A 15,332-nucleotide genomic window follows, 5' to 3' on the forward strand; every position below is an offset into this window, starting at 1 on the left:
TCCCGCGCGCTGTCTTCCTTACCTGCGGATCTCGGAGCGGGTAGCCTCCGGATCGCGAAGCGCCTGCGCGCCGGCGCAGGTGGCGCGGTGCGGCGGGCCTGTACTAGAACTTCGAGGACGAGGTCCTGGTGGCGAAGAGCAAGAGCGAGCCGCGAACGAAGCGAACGAAGGGGACCGGAGCGCCCCAGCCCGACGGAGTGGCGAAGGCGGGGCTCCAGGCCGGAGCGGAGGAGGAAGGCGCGGACCTCCGGCCCGACTCGGAGGCGGGCCCCCGGCCCGCAGCGAAGCGCCGCGCGCGCTCCTCCGCGAAGGACGGCGGGCGCGCGCGTGTCGAAGCGCAGCCCGCCGCGAGCGACGACGAGGGCCCGCGCGAGGACGACGACGAGGCGGACGGCGCGCCCGAGAGCGGCGCCGCGAGGACGGGCGACGTCGAGGAGGGCGACGTCGTGGAGGTCGTCGGCGAGGTGATCGACGACGCGAGCCTCGACGTGAACGACATCGAGCTCCCGCGCTCCGCGAGGGCGAGCGGCGGCGAGGGCCGCGGCGGCGGTGACGTCGCGCTGTCGCGCACGGACCCGCTGCAGGCCTACCTGCGCGAGGTGCAGCGCCACGCGCTGCTCACGCCGGACGAGGAGAAGGAGCTGACGATCAAGTACACGAAGACGCAGGACGTCGCGACCGCCGCGCGGCTCGTGACGGCGAACCTGCGGCTCGTGGTCAAGCTCGCGTACGAGTACCGGCGCGCCTACAAGAACATCATGGACCTCATCCAGGAGGGGAACATCGGCCTGATGCAGGCCGTGAAGCGCTACGATCCGTACCGCGGCGTGAAGCTCTCCTCGTACGCGGCCTGGTGGATCCGCGCGTACATCCTCCGCTTCATCCTCAACAACTGGCGCCTCGTGAAGCTCGGCACGACGCAGGCGCAGCGGAAGCTCTTCTTCAACCTCAACAAGGAGAAGGCGAAGCTCTCGGCGATGGGCATCGAGCCCACGGCGGCGGAGATCGCGAAGCGCCTGTCGGTCGAGGAGAAGGAGGTCGTCGACATGGACCGCCGCCTCTCGAGCGGCGAGGCCTCGCTCGACGCCCCGGTCGGCGATCTCGAGGGCCGGACGATCCCGCGCGTCGAGCTGCTCGTGTCGTCGGGGGCGAGCCCGGACACCGCGTTCGAGGCGAGCGAGATGGGCAGGCTCGTCCACGATCGGCTCTCGAAGTTCCGCGAGACGCTGAAGGGCAAGGACGTGATCATCTTCGACAAGCGCATGGCCGCCGAGGATCCGCTCACGCTCCAGGAGCTCGGCAACGAGTTCGGCATCTCGCGCGAGCGCGTGCGCCAGCTCGAGGCGCGGCTCCAGTCCAAGCTGCGGACGTACCTCCAGGAGGAGCTCGGCGACGCCGTCGAGATGGACTAGGCCGTGTCGAGCGGCGGCGAGCAAGGCGGGTCGAGCGATCGCGGGTGCCTCTACGTGGTGGCGACGCCGATCGGCAACCTCGGCGATATCACGCTGCGCGCGGTCGAGACGCTGCGCGGGGCGGACCGCATCCTCGCGGAGGACACGCGGCGGGCCCGGGCGCTCCTCGGCCACCTCGGCGTCTCGGGCAAGCCGGTCGACCGGTTCGACGCGCACGCCTCCGAGACCGACGCGGCGCGCGCGGCCGCGCGGCTCGCGGCGGGCGAGTCGATCGCCTTCATGACCGACGCCGGCACGCCGGTCGTGAGCGATCCGGGGACGGCGCTCGTGCGCGCGGCCACGGAGGCCGGGGCGCGCGTCGTGGCGATCCCCGGGCCGAGCGCGGTGATGGTGGCGGTGAGCGCGTCGGGGCTGGTGACGGGGGGCTTCCGCTTCGTCGGGTTCCTGCCCCGCGGCGGGCGCGAGCGGCGCGAGGCGCTGGCCCTCGTCACGTCGACGCCGGAGGCGGTGGTGCTGTTCGAGTCGCCGCGGCGCTTCCGCGAGACGCTCGCCGACCTCGCCGAGCGGATGCCCGGGCGGCGCGCCGTCGTCGCGCGCGAGCTGACGAAGGTGCACGAGGAGATCCTGAGCGGCAGCGTGGAGGAGCTCGCGGCGATCGAGCGGGAGTGGCTCGGGGAGATCACGCTGGTGCTCGCGCCCGCGGCGCCGGCCGCGGAGGGCGCGCGCCCGAGCGACGAGGAGCTCGACGCGCGCATCGATCGGGAGCTCGCCCAGGGGAGGCGGGCCAAGCACATCGCCGAGGAGCTGTCGGTGGAGCTCGGGCTACCGCGGCGCGAGATCTACGCGCGGGCGGTGGCGCGGCGGGGGGAGCCGAGCGGGTAGCGCGCTCACGTGTGCCGGCCCTGCCCTCGCGCCTTCAGCTCGTCGACCGCGTGCTTCACCTCCTGGGCCCGATCGCGCGGCACGATGAGCAGCGCGTCGTCGGTCTCGACGACCACGAGGCCCTCCACGCCGACGAGCGCGATCACCCGGCGATCGTCGGGCGCGGCGCGCGCGCGCAGATCGACGACGTGGTTGCCGTGCGCGTCGATCAGCACCGACCCCGCGGGCGCGCTGTTGCCTCGCTCGTCCTTGTCGGCGAGCTCCCAGGCGCTCTGCCAGCTGCCCACGTCGCTCCAGCCGAAGTCGCCGGGCACCACGGCGAGCCCGGCGACGTGCTCCATCACGCCGTGATCGATGCTGACGGCCGGCAGGCCCGGGAACACCCGCAGGACGGCCTCCGCCTCGGCGTCCGGGCCGAGCGCGGCGGCGCGGTCGATCTCGTCGAGCCCCGCGGCGAGCGCCGGCAGGTGGGCGCGGATCGCGGCCAGCATGTCGCCCGCGCGGAAGATGAACATCCCCGCGTTCCAGAGGAAGCGGCCGCTCGCCACGAACTCCACCGCGCGCTCGCGGCTCGGCTTCTCGACGAAGCGCCGCACGCGGCGGGGCGCCGCGGGCGCCGCGCCCTCGGCTCCGGCGGTCTCCTCCGCCTCGATGTACCCGAAGCCCGTCTCCGGGTGCGTGGGGCGCACGCCGATCGTCGTGATCGCGCCGCCCTGGGCCGAGGCGACGGCGGCCCCCAGCGCCTCGAGGAACCGCGGCACGTCGCCGATGTGGTGGTCGCTCGGGAGCACGACGACGACCGCCTCGGGGTCGTCGCGCGCGATGGTCGCGGCCGCCCAGCCGATGCACGGCGCCGTGTTGCGCGGCGCTGGCTCGACCAGCAGGCGCCGCTCGGACACCTCGGGCAGCGCCGCGCAGGTCGGCGCGACCAGGTGCTGGCCGGTCGCGATCCAGACGCGCTCCCAGCCCGCGCCCCCGCCGCGGGCGCACAGCGGGAGCACCCGGCGCGCCGTCGCGGCGAGGAGCGGCTCGCCGCCGAGCAGCGGCAAGAGCTGCTTCGGGCGCGCGGCGCGCGACGCCGGCCAGAAACGGGTGCCCGCGCCGCCGGCGAGGATCAGGACATGGAGGGAGGGGTCGGTCGGAGTCATCGGCGCTTCTCCGCGGTGTGGAGGTGCGGTTTGGACCTGGCGGTCTGGACGTCGAAGAGGGTCGCACGATTGCGGTGCGGCCGCCGAGGGGCGCTCAGGCGAGGCCGTGCAGCGCGCGCGCGTAGGCCACCATCGCGAGGCCGAGGGGGACGACCCACAGCGAGAGCGCGCCGATGCGCCGTCGCTCGGCGAGGGCGCGGAGCGCGGAGGCCGCCGCGGCGGCGCTCACGAAGGCGGCGAGGAGGCCGAGCGCCACGGCGCCCGCCCCTGGCGCCGGGCCGTGGAACGCGCGCGCCTCGGCGAGCGCCGAGGCGAGCAGCGCGGGGATGCTCAGCGTGAGCGCGAGCTCGACGGCGCGCCCGGGCCGGACGCCGAGCCAGAGCAGCACGACGAGCGCCGCCCCGATCCGCGAGGCGCCAGGCAGCGCCGCGACCCCGTGCGCCGCGCCCGCCGCGAGCGCGCAGGCGAGCGACGGCGCGTCGGCCTCGTTGCGGCCGTCCCGCCGCGGCGCGATCGCGGTGCTCGCGAGCGCCGCGCCGGTGGCGAGCAGGCCGAGCCCGACCGCGAGCGGCGCGTCCCGCCACGGCGCGACGTACGGACGGAGCGCCGCCGCGACGATCAGGCTCACGGCGGCGCCCAGCGCGAGCCCCGCCGCGTCGCGCGCCGGCGGCGACGCCCTGAAGAGCGACGGCCTCGCGAGCGCCCGGGCGCCCTCGCCGAGCGCGCGGAGGAGCCGCTGCCGCACGGCGAGCGCGAGCGCCGCCGCCGCCGCGAGCGCCTGCGCGGCGGCGACCCAGGCGTCGTCGGCCGCGCTGAGCCAGAGCCGGGCCGCCGCGCCATGCCCGGTCGCCGAGATGGGCAGCGCCTGCGCCGCCCCCTGCACGGCCGCGAGCACCGTCACGTCAACGAGACCCACGCTCAAGCGATATCCCAGCCCGGCGCGTCCTGTCGATCCCGAGCAGCAGCGCCGGCGAGGCCAGGGTCTGCTGGCTTGCCGCGGTTCAGCTTTTCACCTACATAACCACCCTGGATCCGACCCTCCTCGCCTGGAGCGAGGGGGGCGAGCCGAGCGAGGTTCCGCCCGATGTTGATGGCCTACGCCAGCGTTGCCGCGTTCTTTCTGGTGGCGATCGGCTTCATGCTCGGCTCTCTGCTGTTCGGGAAGCTGCTGCGCCCGAACAACATGTACGCCGAGAAGGTCGAGACGTACGAGTGCGGCGAAGCGCCTGTCGGGCCCGCGTGGTTCAACTTCAACCCGCGTTTTTACATCATCGCGCTCGTCTACATCATCTTCGACGTCGAGATAGCGTTCATCTACCCGGTCGCGGCGGTGTTCAAGCGCTGGGTGGACCAGGGCAACGGGCTCTTCGCGCTGATCGAGATCTTCCTCTTCGTGGCCATCCTGATGCTCGGCTTCGCCTATGTCTGGGTGAAGGGCGATTTCAACTGGATCCGCTCCATCAAGGGGGATCCGCGCGGGGCCCAGAACGTGAGCAGCCGGGCCCAGCCGCGCGCGGGCGCGAGCGGAGGCGCGCCGGCGGGCCTCCCGGGTCAGAGGGCGGTCGCCGAGGGAGGTGCGGAGTCATGACATCGAACCTGAACCTGATGGCCCCGCCCCGCGGGTGGGAGGCGAAGTACGAGAGCGACGGCGGCGGCGTCATCACGACGAGCGTCGATCAGACCGTCAACTGGCTGCTCAACTGGGGCCGGTCGAACAGCGTCTGGTACATGCTCTTCGGCCTGGCGTGCTGCGCCATCGAGCTCATGCAGACCGGCGGCCCCCGCGGTGATCTAGAGCGCTTCGGGGCCGCGCCGCGGCCGAGCCCCCGGTCGAGCGACCTGTTCATCATCGCGGGGACGCTGACGTACAAGATGGCGACCCGCGTGAAGCGCCTCTATGACCAGATGTCGGAGCCGCGCTTCGTCATCTCGATGGGCAGCTGCTCGAACTGCGGGGGCCTCTTCCAGTACGCCTACTCGGTCTGCAAGGGCGTGGATCAGATCATCCCCGTCGACGTCTACGTCCCCGGCTGCCCCCCGCGCCCCGAGGCGCTGCTCGAAGGGCTCCTGAAGATCCAGGAGAAGATCAAGAGCGAGCGGGCCCTCGGCCGCCGCGGCGCGACGGGCGGCTGAGCCCTCCTCTCGACACCTCCCGGATCTCCCATGTCACCCGAAGCTATCTTCCAGGCGCTCCAGGCGAAGCTCGGCGAAGACGCGGTCTTCGACTTCCACCCCGCGTCCCCGAAGGATCGGGACGCCTGGCTCCAGGTCGCGCCCGCGAAGATCGAGCCTGTGTGCCGGCTCCTGCGCGAGGCGCCGGAGCTCGATTTCGATTACCTGGAGTGCATCACCGGCGTCGACTATCCCGATCTCAAGAAGATCGTCGTCGTCTATCACGTCTACTCGTACGCGAAGAAGCACCGGGTCGTCCTGAAGGTGTTCCTCGACCGGGAGAGCCCGGCGGTGTCGACGCTCGTCGACGTGTGGTCGGCGGCGAACTGGCAGGAGCGGGAGTGCTTCGACCTGCTCGGCGTGCGCTTCGAGGGGCACCCGGACCTCCGCCGCCTGCTCCTGCCCGACGACTGGGAGGGGCACCCCCTCCGCAAGGACTGGCAGGAGAAGGCCGAGTACCACGGCATCCCGACGCAGCGGCCGAACCCGGTCGAGCTCTTCAAGATCAAGCTCCCGAAGAAGGACGCGGAGGCGTCATGAGCCAGGTCATCTTCAGCGTCGACCGCGGGGGCGCGGAGCCGGGCGCCGAGATGGAAGACGAGATGACCCTCAACATGGGGCCTCATCACCCGTCGACCCACGGCGTGCTCCGCTTCGTCATCTCGACGGACGGCGAGATCATCCGGAAGGCGGTGCCGGACGTCGGCTACCTGCACCGGAGCATCGAGAAGATCGGCGAGCGCTGCACGTACAGCGGCTTCATGCCGTACACGGATCGCGTCGACTACATCGCTGCGATGTTCGCCAACGAGGCCTGGGCGAGCGCCTGCGAGAAGCTGATGGGCATCGAGGTGCCGAAGCGGGCGCAGTACCTCCGCGTCATCTCCTGCGAGCTCAACCGGATCGGGAGCCACATGATCGCGCTCGGCGCGATGGCGATGGACGTCGGCGCGGTCACGCCCTTCCCGTGGGCGCTGCGAGAGCGGGAGTACATCAACGACTTCATCGAGGAGCTGTGCGGCGCGCGGCTCACCTTCAATTACCACCGCATCGGCGGCGTGTCGTTCGACATGCCGAAGGGGTGGGCCGACAAGGTGAAGCATTGGCTCGACCGCTTCGAGCCGATCATGGTCGAGTTCGACCGGCTCATCAGCCTGAACGACATCTTCATCAAGCGCCTCGCCAACGTCGCCGTGGTCACGGCCGAGGAGGCGAAGGACTGGGGGCTCGTCGGCCCCAACCTGCGCGGATCCGGGGTGAAATGGGATCTCCGCAAGGAGGACGCCTACTCGGTCTACCCCGAGCTCGAGTTCGACGTGCCCGTGGGCCGCGGGCGCTACGGGACCGTGGGAGACTGCTGGGACCGGTTCTACGTCCGCGTCGAGGAGTGCCGCGAGTCGGCGAAGATCCTCCGCCAGGCGCTCGACAAGATCGACGAGCACCCGGAGGACGACATCCTGGGCAAGCTGCCGAAGAAGATGCGGCCCGACGGGGAGGCGTACGCTCGCATCGAGAGCGCCCGCGGCGACATGGGCTGTTACGTCATCGGGCGCGGCGCGGAGGAGGCGTATCGGGCGCGGTTCCGGACAGGGAGCTTCACCGCGATGGCGATGATCGAGGCCAAGAGCCCAGGGCTGTTCCTGGCCGACCTCGTGGCGCTCATCGCGAGCTTCGACGTCGTGGCGCCCGAGATCGACCGGTAGAGCACCGATCACGCCGCGAGAACCCGAGAGAAATCGACAGGGAGACCGGGAGGCGGAGGGATAGAGAAAGAGAGCGCTCCCCTCGCGCGGGCGCTGTCATTCGTGCGCGTAGCGGAAGTCCGGGAACCGACACTCGCCGTCGACGCACGCCCACGCGCCGGCATCGCTGGGCAGGTACAGGGGGCAGTCCGCCGGGGTGGAGCACTCGATGGGTGCGCCAGTGCAATAGGGCAGCTCCACGCGGCGCGACGCGGACTCGTTGCATAGGAGCCCGGCGCCGCACGGATCGAACGTCGGCTCGACGATCGTGCACAGCTTCGCGCACGACGCGGCGCACTCGCCATCGGAGCAATAGGCCTCCTTCGGCGTGCAGCGCCCGACCTCCTCGGCTGCCGGCGACTGTAGGCACTCGCGGTGCGTCGTGCATGAATTGGAGCTGCACGAGCAGAGCCCCGTCCCGAGCGCGGCGACCGCCGCGAACGTCACGAGGCGCGGGAACCAGGTGCGCAGATACTTGCTTACCATGAGACGTCCTCGCGATCGTCGTGCATGCTTGTTTTCGTGGATCGGATCGTCCAGCCATCGCCGTCCTCTGCAGTGAAGACCCGCAGATCGAAGCCATCGTAATGGACGAAGCGCACTCGCGTGGGCGCTGGTCGATCCGCGATGAGCCTCACCCCGCTCGTGCGGGGCAGCGTCGGCCGCGAATAGCTGGGAGGCGCGGGCGCGGCGCGCCAGTTGAACTCGATCTTGGCCTGGCTGAGCACCTCGACACGCTCGCCGCAGCCGACGATGCGCGCGAGCTCGAAGACGTCATCGTCACCGCACCGCTCGACCGCGCCGAGCACGGGCTCCAGGCCGTCCCCGCCATGGACCACTGCGAACGTCGTCACGTCGCACGAGAGCGGGAGTCGCTCGGCGACGAACGAGCCGCCCGCGCGGCGGAGCGCGTGAACACGGCGCGGAGCGTCCCCTGCCTCCGGCGGATACAGGCCGACGCCGAGCGCGAAGAGTTCGCATCCGTCCGGCACGAAGCTCGTGAGATGGTCGTACCCGATGTGCGGCTTGAGGGCCCCGATGAGCTCCTGAGGAACGTCGATACGCGCCTCGATGGACGAGGCTGCTGCGGCCGCGCTCGCAGGCGTGAGCGCAAGCATGGTAAGAAACTCGCCTCGCTGGAACGCTACCTCGATCCCTCCGGCGTCGAGGGGCGCGGTCGCCGCGAGGATATCGGAGGCATGCAGCGAGCTCATGTACGGCATGAGGAAGGAGAGGTCGATACGCTCCCAGGCGCCCCGGAAGCGGGCAACCGCGATCGCCCCCTCGTTGGACGAGACGATCGCGGGGCGTTCCTCTCCCGGTATCGGGATCGCATAGAGGTAGGGGTTCGGCGGCAGCGCGGGAAGCACATCCTCCCACGCTGCCGGACCGAACCCCCCTCCTTGCTGCCCGAGCGCGATCCAGTTTCCGCACGCGGGATCCAGGATCAGCACGTCGTCGAGGCCGTCCGCGTTCACGTCATGGGAGGCAAGCGCCACCGGAAATCGCTTGCACCCTCCCTGATCCGGGGCGGACAGGGCGGTGATGGCCGGGCCAGGCTCCAGCGTGACGATCTCGACGGTCTGCAGCCCGTGCACCGCCGTCACGAAGGCCGCTTTCCGCGCAGGCAGCCACGCCAGGTCGACGCTCCGATGGATGAGGGGTCCGCCTCCGCTCACCTCAACGTCGTGCCCGGTCGACGCACACCCACCCGCGCCGAGACACAGCGCTGCGACGAGCCTCGCCGAGCCGTAAAGCCGCGATCTTCGCCCACGCACGTGAACCATCTGTAACCCTTTATCTCCTCACATCGCCGGCCGTATCCGGATTCGCCCGCTCCGTATAGTCCTGCGCGGCAGCGCCTGCATCCTCGACCGAGTAGCCGATGTGCCGCCGCCGGGACAGGACTTGCTGGCCGTCCGAGATAGATTCTATCGAGAAGGCGAACACGTAGCGCGGCTCGATTGTACCCTCGCTGTTGTCCGGCATCACATACATCGGCTCCTCCCAGTGCACGCGGGCGGTCGGCCACTCCCGCATGAACCGCGCCTTGATCGTCTCGGTGTCCACCCTCCGCGCCAGCATCCTGGACTGCCCGAGCGGGATCTCGCCGGCGGGCGAGAACTCGGAGGCGAGCTCCGCTCCGCCCGCGCGAATGGCGGAGAGCCGCCCGCTTCGGTGGACAGAGATGCTGAGGCCCGCCAGGCGCTCGACAAGATCGACGAGCACCCGGAGGACGACATCCTGGACAAGCTGCCGAAGAAGATGCGGCCCGACGGGGAGGCGTACGCTCGCATCGAGAGCGCCCGCGGCGACATGGGCTGTTACGTGATCGGGCGTGGCGCGGAGGAGGCGTACCGGGCGCGGTTCCGGACAGGGAGCTTCACCGCGATGGCGATGATCGAGGCCAAGAGCCCAGGGCTGTTCCTGGCCGACCTCGTGGCGCTCATCGCGAGCTTCGACGTCGTGGCGCCCGAGATCGACCGGTGAGCGGGCGAGGGGGAAGCCTCAGGGCTCCCCGCCGCCGAGCTCCGGGCACTTCTCGCTGACGGCCTGGCACGCCGGAGGCGGCTCCGCGGAGGGGTCGAGGGTCGATTCACACGTGAGCGACTTGACGAACTCGATCTGAGCGTCCGTGCACGCCTTGTACTCGGCGACCGTGGCGGTACACCCCGCGAACTGGTCCGTGGGGCACGTCCCCTCTTCCGAGGGCTCCTCGGGGTCGTTCATGCACTCTTCCTTGGCGGTCGCGCAGTCGGCGCCGCCGAGCGCGGCTGCGACCAAGCCGGCGAACTCGCACGCGTCCTCCTTCGAGATGCCGCCGGCCGACGCGGCGATCTCGTCGCACACCGCCTGCGATTCCTCGTCCGTCAGGTCGCCGAGCTGCTTGTCGTCGAGGTCGCCGCCGTTGCCGTCCGTGCCGCCGGTGCCGCTGGTGCTGCCGGTCCCGCCGGTGCCGCTGGTGCTGCCGGTCCCGCCGGTGCCGCTGGTGCTGCCGGTGCCGCTGGCGCCGCCGGTGCCGCCGGTGCCGGAGGGATTGCTCTCCTCGCCATCATCGCCGCACGCAACGAGCGCGAGCCCGACCATCAGCATTCCAAGAAGCTTCATCCGTGTCATCGAGCGCTCCATCATCGAGAATGTTCACCTGAGAGTCCGCGCGGCGCTCGAGGACGGCTCCGTCGAAGGAAGCGAGCGGGCTGAATCGTCGACCGGGCAGGCGCGCGGCGCGTGAGCATACTACGACCACGCTCGATTTTTCCTTCCTTGTCAGAAAAAAAGACAGCGCCATGCGGCGCGAGCATCGCCGCGCGGCGCCGAGGCGCTCTCCCGGCCGCGCGTCTCGGCGTCCGTCATCCATCCCGCGCGCGCGAGGTGATGAAGTAGGGCAGCTCTCCTGGGGCTTGGCGTTCGCGCGAACCTGATCAGGGGCGCACGACCGGTGAATTGACGGCGCCCCCGAAAACCCCGAGCCCCGGTCGCACGCGGGGCCCGCCCGAGCTCGGCACGGCCTCAATCGAGAGGCCGCCCTCGGGGGTCACGTTGACGCGGCACTCCGCGCCGACGTCGAGCGTCTGCGAAATCTCCTCCCAGGCTGCCTCCACGCCCCGCCGAACCTTGTAGTCCAGTATCTCGAGCAGGCCGAGGCCCAGGACCTCATAGTACCAATCGGAGTCCGCATCGACCTCGAGGTTGCTCGTGACGATGCTGAGCGCGCCGTCAGCGCACACGAAGTCCAGATCGAAATCGACGTCCACCTCGGGGTCGGGCAGCCATGTGCTGTAGGCCAGATCGAGGTCGACGTGGGCCGTCGTGCACCCGGCTTCGCTCGCCGGGCAGCCGCGGGTGATCTCCACGGCAGGGCCGTACAGGTTGCCCCAGTACAGATCCTCCCCGTGCAGCGAGTCGCCGACCAGGGCCTCGACCCGGCTCACCAGCTCCTCGTTGGGGATGCCGAACGCCAGCAGAAACTGGGCGGCGGTGTGGTTGTAGCCCGCCCAGGCCGGATGAGCGCGTAGCTCCGCATGGGTGACGGTGAGCGTCGGGGAATGGCCGCCGTCGGTGTCGAGCCAGTGGCAGCTGGAGGCAGCCCCGAAGTCGCGATCGAAGACCTCCATGCCGTTCACCAGGAGCGAGAAGCCTTGTACGCAGAGCGCGTCGTCGCCGTCCTTGGACAGGGTGATCTGCGTGATGTCCCCGATGTCGTCGATGGAGTCGAGGTTCAGGTCGTACGTGAACGTGCTGCCGCGCTCGAAGTCGTCACGCCCGTAGTCCATGTACGTGATGTTGCCGGACGGCACGGCGCCGCCGTTCAGACGCGCGAACACCGCGTCATCCGTGTTGGCGTCGCTGCGATCGGCCACGCGCACCTCGAGCTGCGCCCGCCAGACTCGATACCCCCGGCCGTCGCGCGAGAATACGCAGCGCTCCGGCGAGAAGCGCTGGCCGTACTCGTTGTACGCGCGCACACGATAGCAATAGGACGTATCCGGGGTGAGGCCCGAATCGGTGAAACTGGCTGTCGCGCCAGAGCTCAGGGCGCCAAAGCTGCGCCGCGTTACCCAGCTGGTCGAGCCCCCGCCGCGCCGCTGCAGTTGATAGCCTGTTTCGTAGGGCGAAGAGTCGCGGAAGGACAGCGCCACCGTCGTCGCGGTGCGCGTGCCGACGCTGATACCGGAAGGTGCCGCGGGCGGCTGTGTCGAGGGATCCACAGGGTCGATCACCGGCCCGCCCTCGCCGGGCGGCGGCAAAGGGGGCAGGGCAAACGCGGTGCCCGTGAGGCTCAGCGCCGTGAGCATCAATCCCAGCGTGCGCGCACCACGCCGTCCCTCCCGTGCTGACATGATGGAAACCGATCGGCTGAAGTGCTGGTTCGAGAACATGACGTAGTCCCCTTCTTTCGAGGATCGCCTCGGGCGACGCGAGCAGACCGTCCCGCTCCTCGTCGGCAACCTGGGCGATGCGATGCTCGCTGCTCCTGCTCATGCAAGCTCGAGACCAGCGAGCGCCGCGGCGCCGAAGGCCCACGGAGACTCACGCCTATGCGACGCCTCGCAGACCTCGACGGGGGCCCTCAGTCCTCGCTTTCGGGCAGAGGCGGAGGCGGCGGCAGCGCGCGGGGGGGCTCGAGGCGCGTCGGCTCCGCCTTGCAGTCGATGGTGCGGCCATCGCAGCCACAGACGTTCCCGCCCAGATCCTCGTAGACCGCCGGGGAGCGCTCATCGACGTACCTCACGAGGTAGAGCGGCTCGCACGTGAAGGTCGTCGACGCGAGCCGCACCGTCGCGCCGACGTTGTAGATGCCGGCCGCGGTGCTCCGCTCGATCACGCTGTCCCGGACGAGGGCGTCCGCCTGACCCGTCTCGTTGTTGTAGGCGATGATGCCGTAGCCGTGGCCGTTCCCGCCGTCGAGCGCGCGGCCCAGGGTGTCCGTGATCGTCGTCGAGTCGACGGTCGCGTCCGAGTCGCTGAGGAAGATGCCGCCGTCCCTGCTCCGCTCGATCAGGACGTTGCTCAGGCGCGCGCTCCCGCGCTCGCCGAGGTCGGGCAGCGACTGGACGTTGACGCCCCGGCCGACTTCCTCGTTCGACGGCAGCGGCCTCGTGTCGCGCACCACGGTCGAGTCCAGGGTCGCGTCGGCCCCGAAGACGGCGATCCCCATCCCGTAGCTGCCTTCCACCGCGCTGCCGCGCACCTGGGCGCTCGCGCGCCGCTGATCGTGCGCGATCTCGAGCCCCGCGCCGTAGTCCGGCGCGCCGGGGAGGATCTCCCGCACGAGGAGGCCATCGATCTCGACGTCGGAGCCGTTGACGACGACCCCCCTCTCGCGGCTCCGCTCGACGAGGACGTGCCGCAGCGCCACGCGCGCGGGGCGGTCGTCGACGCGGCTCGGCTCGGTGTAGAGGCCCATGCCGTGGCCAGGATCGCCCTCCGTCAGCGCCAGGCCCGTGTCGCGCACGACCGTCGCCTCGATGGTCGCCTCCGCGCCGATCATCGCGATGGCGGCGGTGTGGTTCCGCTCCAGGACGCTGCCCCGGACCGTGAGGGTCCCCGGATCGAAGCTCGGGATGTGGGTCGCCGCGAGCCCGGTGCCCGGCAGCTCCGCGGCGAGCCAGGCGACGTCGCGGACGACGCTGTCCTCGATGACGCCGTCCGCCCCGGAGAACCTGATACCGAGCCCCCCGACGCGCTCGATGACGACGGAGCGCGCCGTCACGCTCGCCCGGCGCTCGAACGACTCGACCTGCATCGCGATCGCATGGCCGTCGAACGGGTGCCCCGGGTCCCCGGTGGCGAGATCGATATCGCGCAGGACCGTGCCCTCCAGCGTCACGGCGGCGTCGGCCACGACCATGCCCGCGCCCGTCGTGTGCTCCACGAGCGCCCCGCGCAAGGTCAGGCTCGTTTTGAACTCCAGGCCTGCGGCGAGGACGCCGACATCGCTGGTATCGTGGATCCAGACCCGCTCGACCAAGACCTCGCGCGCGTTCGCCACACCGAGGCCCATGCCCTGCCCGCGGACAGCGAGGTCGTGGATCTCCGTGGCGCTCGCGCCCCTGTCGACCTGGACGGCGATCGCCGCTGGCGGCCCGACGATCTCGACGCGCGCGGGGCACCGGCCCCAGAGCCGCACGGGCTGCCCTGAGATCAGCAGCTCTTCGACATAGCTGCCTTCCGCGATCGCGATCACCGAGCCCTCGGCCGCGCGGTCGATCGCGTCCTGGATCGTCGTCCACGGCCTGGCCTCCGTGCCGTCGCTGTCCGCCCCGGCGTAGGACGCGTCGACGAACTCGGTCGTTTCATCGATCGGCGCGTCGCCCCACGGGCCCGTCCCGCAGGGAGCGACCTCACGCCACGCCGCCTCGCCGGGGACGGCCATCTGACCTGGCGGGCCCGCCTCCGCCGGCAGGACGGGCACGCAGCCCTGCGCTCCGTCGGGCGTGAAGCCGCTCCCGCACCGCCCGGGCGGGACCCCCGCCGGCTCGCAGCCCGTGGCGGTCTCCACCGCGCCCGGTGGGCACGGGAACGCGGGCCCGGCGTCCGTCCCGGCGCCGTCGTCAGGTTCAAGGCGCTGCACGCACGCCGTGAGCAGCGCGATCTGCAGGAGAGAGAGGGCGAGCCGGTGTTGACGCATGGTGCTTCGGTGCCTCGCGGGAACGATACGCGCTCCTCGTGCCCGAGGCGCCCTCGGAGACACGCATGCGCATGTTGAGCGAAACCTCGCTCACTTGCGCGCGTAGTTGCGCATCGAGGGCAGCATCGTGGGGATGCCGCCCGCGCCCCGGGCGCCGCTCCGCCGGTCCCGGGCTGCGGTCGTGAGCTCGGGCCCCGCGGCATGCGCGTTGCTTGAAGGTTGGAAGAACCGCGAGCTTCGGGGCTGGAGCGGCGCCGGAAGGCACGCTCGCTGTCCGGCTCGACGATCACGGGGTGTCACGGGCGACATGCCGCCTTGGACCTCAAGGACTCTTCGGAGCGCATCCGAGAGGGCGCGCGCGGTCGTTCGCGAATCTTCGCGAGCGACCGCGCGCGTCGATACGTAGTCAACGTCTGTAAGGAGATTGCCATGCTCACCATCCAGAATACCGAGTCGATGTTCGAGACGCAGACGACCGCCGGCGCGACCGACGTCGTCGACACGAAGGCCGGCGTGCAGCGCCTCGAGCTCACCCTCAAGAAGATCAGCGAGAAGAGCAACGAGACGCTCCAGGCCGTGCCGCTGAGCTCCGCCTGTACGAGCGGGTGCTTCTCCTCGGTCAGCTCGATCAGCGTCTCGTCGAATTCGTCCTTCGACAGCCTCGACGAGGGGCAGCTCGAGAGCGTCATCCGCATGCACGACAAGGCGATCGACGTCATGGGCCAGGACGCCCTCGTCTCGGCCGCGATCGCCAAGGGCGTCGAGCTCGGCGCCGACAAGAAGTGAACCCGTAGGCGCGCCCTGGGCGGCCCGGACGCGTGTTGCGCGTCCGGGCTCCTGGGGC

16 protein-coding genes are annotated in these 15,332 nt (G+C 70.9%); 8 read left to right on the plus strand and 8 right to left on the minus strand.

Going from position 1 to position 15,332, the window contains the following annotated elements; all coding sequences use genetic code 11:
* The first annotated feature begins 128 nt into the window (after positions 1-128).
* Together POL72_RS18765 and rsmI are read left to right on the plus strand one after the other, a co-directional pair.
* On the plus strand, positions 129-1,412 hold the full coding sequence (locus POL72_RS18765; protein WP_272096792.1) for an RNA polymerase factor sigma-32: 1,284 nt from the start codon (positions 129-131) through the stop codon (positions 1,410-1,412).
* Between the two features lie 3 nt (positions 1,413-1,415).
* A complete protein-coding gene (gene rsmI / locus POL72_RS18770; protein ID WP_272096793.1) occupies positions 1,416-2,294 on the plus strand; it encodes a 16S rRNA (cytidine(1402)-2'-O)-methyltransferase in 879 nt (292 codons plus the stop codon).
* Positions 2,295-2,299: 5 nt separating this feature from the next.
* Here rsmI and POL72_RS18775 read toward each other — a convergent pair whose 3' ends face one another.
* Together POL72_RS18775 and POL72_RS18780 are read right to left on the minus strand one after the other, a co-directional pair.
* Entirely contained in the window at positions 2,300-3,442 is a 1,143-nt protein-coding gene (locus tag POL72_RS18775) for a mannose-1-phosphate guanylyltransferase (protein ID WP_272096794.1), read from the minus strand.
* 94 nt (positions 3,443-3,536) lie between these two features.
* On the minus strand, positions 3,537-4,358 hold the full coding sequence (locus POL72_RS18780) for an undecaprenyl-diphosphate phosphatase (protein ID WP_272096795.1): 822 nt from the start codon (positions 4,356-4,358) through the stop codon (positions 3,537-3,539).
* 168 nt (positions 4,359-4,526) lie between these two features.
* Between POL72_RS18780 and POL72_RS18785 the strand changes: the two genes are divergently transcribed.
* Genes POL72_RS18785 through POL72_RS18800 form a run of 4 tightly spaced genes read left to right on the plus strand, consistent with a single transcriptional unit; the run spans position 4,527 to position 7,317 of the window.
* The gene (locus POL72_RS18785) at positions 4,527-5,030 is read left to right on the plus strand and encodes an NADH-quinone oxidoreductase subunit A (protein WP_272096796.1); all 504 of its coding nucleotides are present in this window, start codon (positions 4,527-4,529) and stop codon (positions 5,028-5,030) included.
* Positions 5,027-5,575, plus strand: coding sequence for an NADH-quinone oxidoreductase subunit NuoB (nuoB, locus tag POL72_RS18790; protein ID WP_012241670.1), 549 nt, complete (start codon positions 5,027-5,029; stop codon positions 5,573-5,575). The genes POL72_RS18785 and nuoB overlap by 4 nt, the downstream gene beginning before the upstream one ends.
* A 30-nt stretch (positions 5,576-5,605) precedes the next feature.
* Entirely contained in the window at positions 5,606-6,154 is a 549-nt protein-coding gene (locus POL72_RS18795; protein WP_272096797.1) for an NADH-quinone oxidoreductase subunit C, read from the plus strand.
* Positions 6,151-7,317 (plus strand): NADH-quinone oxidoreductase subunit D, encoded by a 1,167-nt coding sequence (locus POL72_RS18800; RefSeq protein ID WP_272096798.1) that lies wholly within the window; start codon positions 6,151-6,153, stop codon positions 7,315-7,317. Before POL72_RS18795 ends, POL72_RS18800 begins: the two co-directional genes overlap by 4 nt.
* 96 nt (positions 7,318-7,413) lie before the next feature.
* Here POL72_RS18800 and POL72_RS18805 read toward each other — a convergent pair whose 3' ends face one another.
* The 3 genes from POL72_RS18805 to POL72_RS18815 all read right to left on the minus strand — a co-directional run bounded on the left by POL72_RS18805 (position 7,414) and on the right by POL72_RS18815 (position 9,426).
* Positions 7,414-7,842, minus strand: coding sequence for a hypothetical protein (locus tag POL72_RS18805; protein ID WP_272096799.1), 429 nt, complete (start codon positions 7,840-7,842; stop codon positions 7,414-7,416).
* Positions 7,836-8,963, minus strand: a complete 1,128-nt coding sequence (locus tag POL72_RS18810; RefSeq protein ID WP_272096801.1) for a hypothetical protein — start codon at positions 8,961-8,963, stop codon at positions 7,836-7,838. Before POL72_RS18810 ends, POL72_RS18805 begins: the two co-directional genes overlap by 7 nt.
* Before the next feature lie 190 nt (positions 8,964-9,153).
* Positions 9,154-9,426, minus strand: coding sequence for a hypothetical protein (locus POL72_RS18815; protein ID WP_272096802.1), 273 nt, complete (start codon positions 9,424-9,426; stop codon positions 9,154-9,156).
* Positions 9,427-9,534: 108 nt separating this feature from the next.
* Here POL72_RS18815 and POL72_RS18820 point away from each other — a divergent pair, with 108 nt between their 5' ends.
* Positions 9,535-9,846: an NADH-quinone oxidoreductase subunit D-related protein gene (locus POL72_RS18820; RefSeq protein WP_272096803.1), complete on the plus strand. Its 312-nt coding sequence runs from the start codon at positions 9,535-9,537 to the stop codon at positions 9,844-9,846.
* An 18-nt stretch (positions 9,847-9,864) separates the two neighbouring features.
* Here the strand turns inward: POL72_RS18820 and POL72_RS18825 are convergent, their stop codons facing one another.
* From POL72_RS18825 to POL72_RS18835, 3 genes are all read right to left on the minus strand, one after another.
* Entirely contained in the window at positions 9,865-10,473 is a 609-nt protein-coding gene (locus POL72_RS18825) for a hypothetical protein (protein WP_272096804.1), read from the minus strand.
* Between the two features lie 305 nt (positions 10,474-10,778).
* Positions 10,779-12,236, minus strand: a complete 1,458-nt coding sequence (locus POL72_RS18830) for a fibronectin type III domain-containing protein (protein ID WP_272096806.1) — start codon at positions 12,234-12,236, stop codon at positions 10,779-10,781.
* Positions 12,237-12,427: 191 nt separating this feature from the next.
* Positions 12,428-14,488 carry a right-handed parallel beta-helix repeat-containing protein gene (locus POL72_RS18835; RefSeq protein ID WP_272096807.1) on the minus strand — a complete coding sequence of 687 codons (2,061 nt, stop codon included), beginning with the start codon at positions 14,486-14,488 and terminating at the stop codon, positions 12,428-12,430.
* Positions 14,489-14,917: 429 nt separating this feature from the next.
* Between POL72_RS18835 and POL72_RS18840 the strand changes: the two genes are divergently transcribed.
* Entirely contained in the window at positions 14,918-15,274 is a 357-nt protein-coding gene (locus POL72_RS18840; RefSeq protein ID WP_272096808.1) for a hypothetical protein, read from the plus strand.
* Positions 15,275-15,332: the final 58 nt, after the last annotated feature.

The sequence above is a fragment of the Sorangium aterium genome (assembly GCF_028368935.1).
Taxonomy (GTDB): Bacteria; Myxococcota_A; Polyangia; order Polyangiales; family Polyangiaceae; genus Sorangium; species Sorangium atrum.

Bases quoted from the DNA above. Each gene is read 5' to 3' on its own strand.
- POL72_RS18775 (WP_272096794.1), bottom strand. From the start codon at position 3,442: ATGACTCCGACCGACCCCTCCCTCCATGTCCTGATCCTCGCCGGCGGC.
- POL72_RS18785 (WP_272096796.1), top strand. From the start codon at position 4,527: ATGTTGATGGCCTACGCCAGCGTTGCCGCGTTCTTTCTGGTGGCGATC.
- nuoB (WP_012241670.1), top strand. From the start codon at position 5,027: ATGACATCGAACCTGAACCTGATGGCCCCGCCCCGCGGGTGGGAGGCG.
- POL72_RS18795 (WP_272096797.1), top strand. From the start codon at position 5,606: ATGTCACCCGAAGCTATCTTCCAGGCGCTCCAGGCGAAGCTCGGCGAA.
- POL72_RS18800 (WP_272096798.1), top strand. From the start codon at position 6,151: ATGAGCCAGGTCATCTTCAGCGTCGACCGCGGGGGCGCGGAGCCGGGC.
- POL72_RS18805 (WP_272096799.1), bottom strand. From the start codon at position 7,842: ATGGTAAGCAAGTATCTGCGCACCTGGTTCCCGCGCCTCGTGACGTTC.
- POL72_RS18825 (WP_272096804.1), bottom strand. From the start codon at position 10,473: ATGACACGGATGAAGCTTCTTGGAATGCTGATGGTCGGGCTCGCGCTC.
- POL72_RS18830 (WP_272096806.1), bottom strand. From the start codon at position 12,236: ATGTTCTCGAACCAGCACTTCAGCCGATCGGTTTCCATCATGTCAGCA.
- POL72_RS18835 (WP_272096807.1), bottom strand. From the start codon at position 14,488: ATGCGTCAACACCGGCTCGCCCTCTCTCTCCTGCAGATCGCGCTGCTC.
- POL72_RS18840 (WP_272096808.1), top strand. From the start codon at position 14,918: ATGCTCACCATCCAGAATACCGAGTCGATGTTCGAGACGCAGACGACC.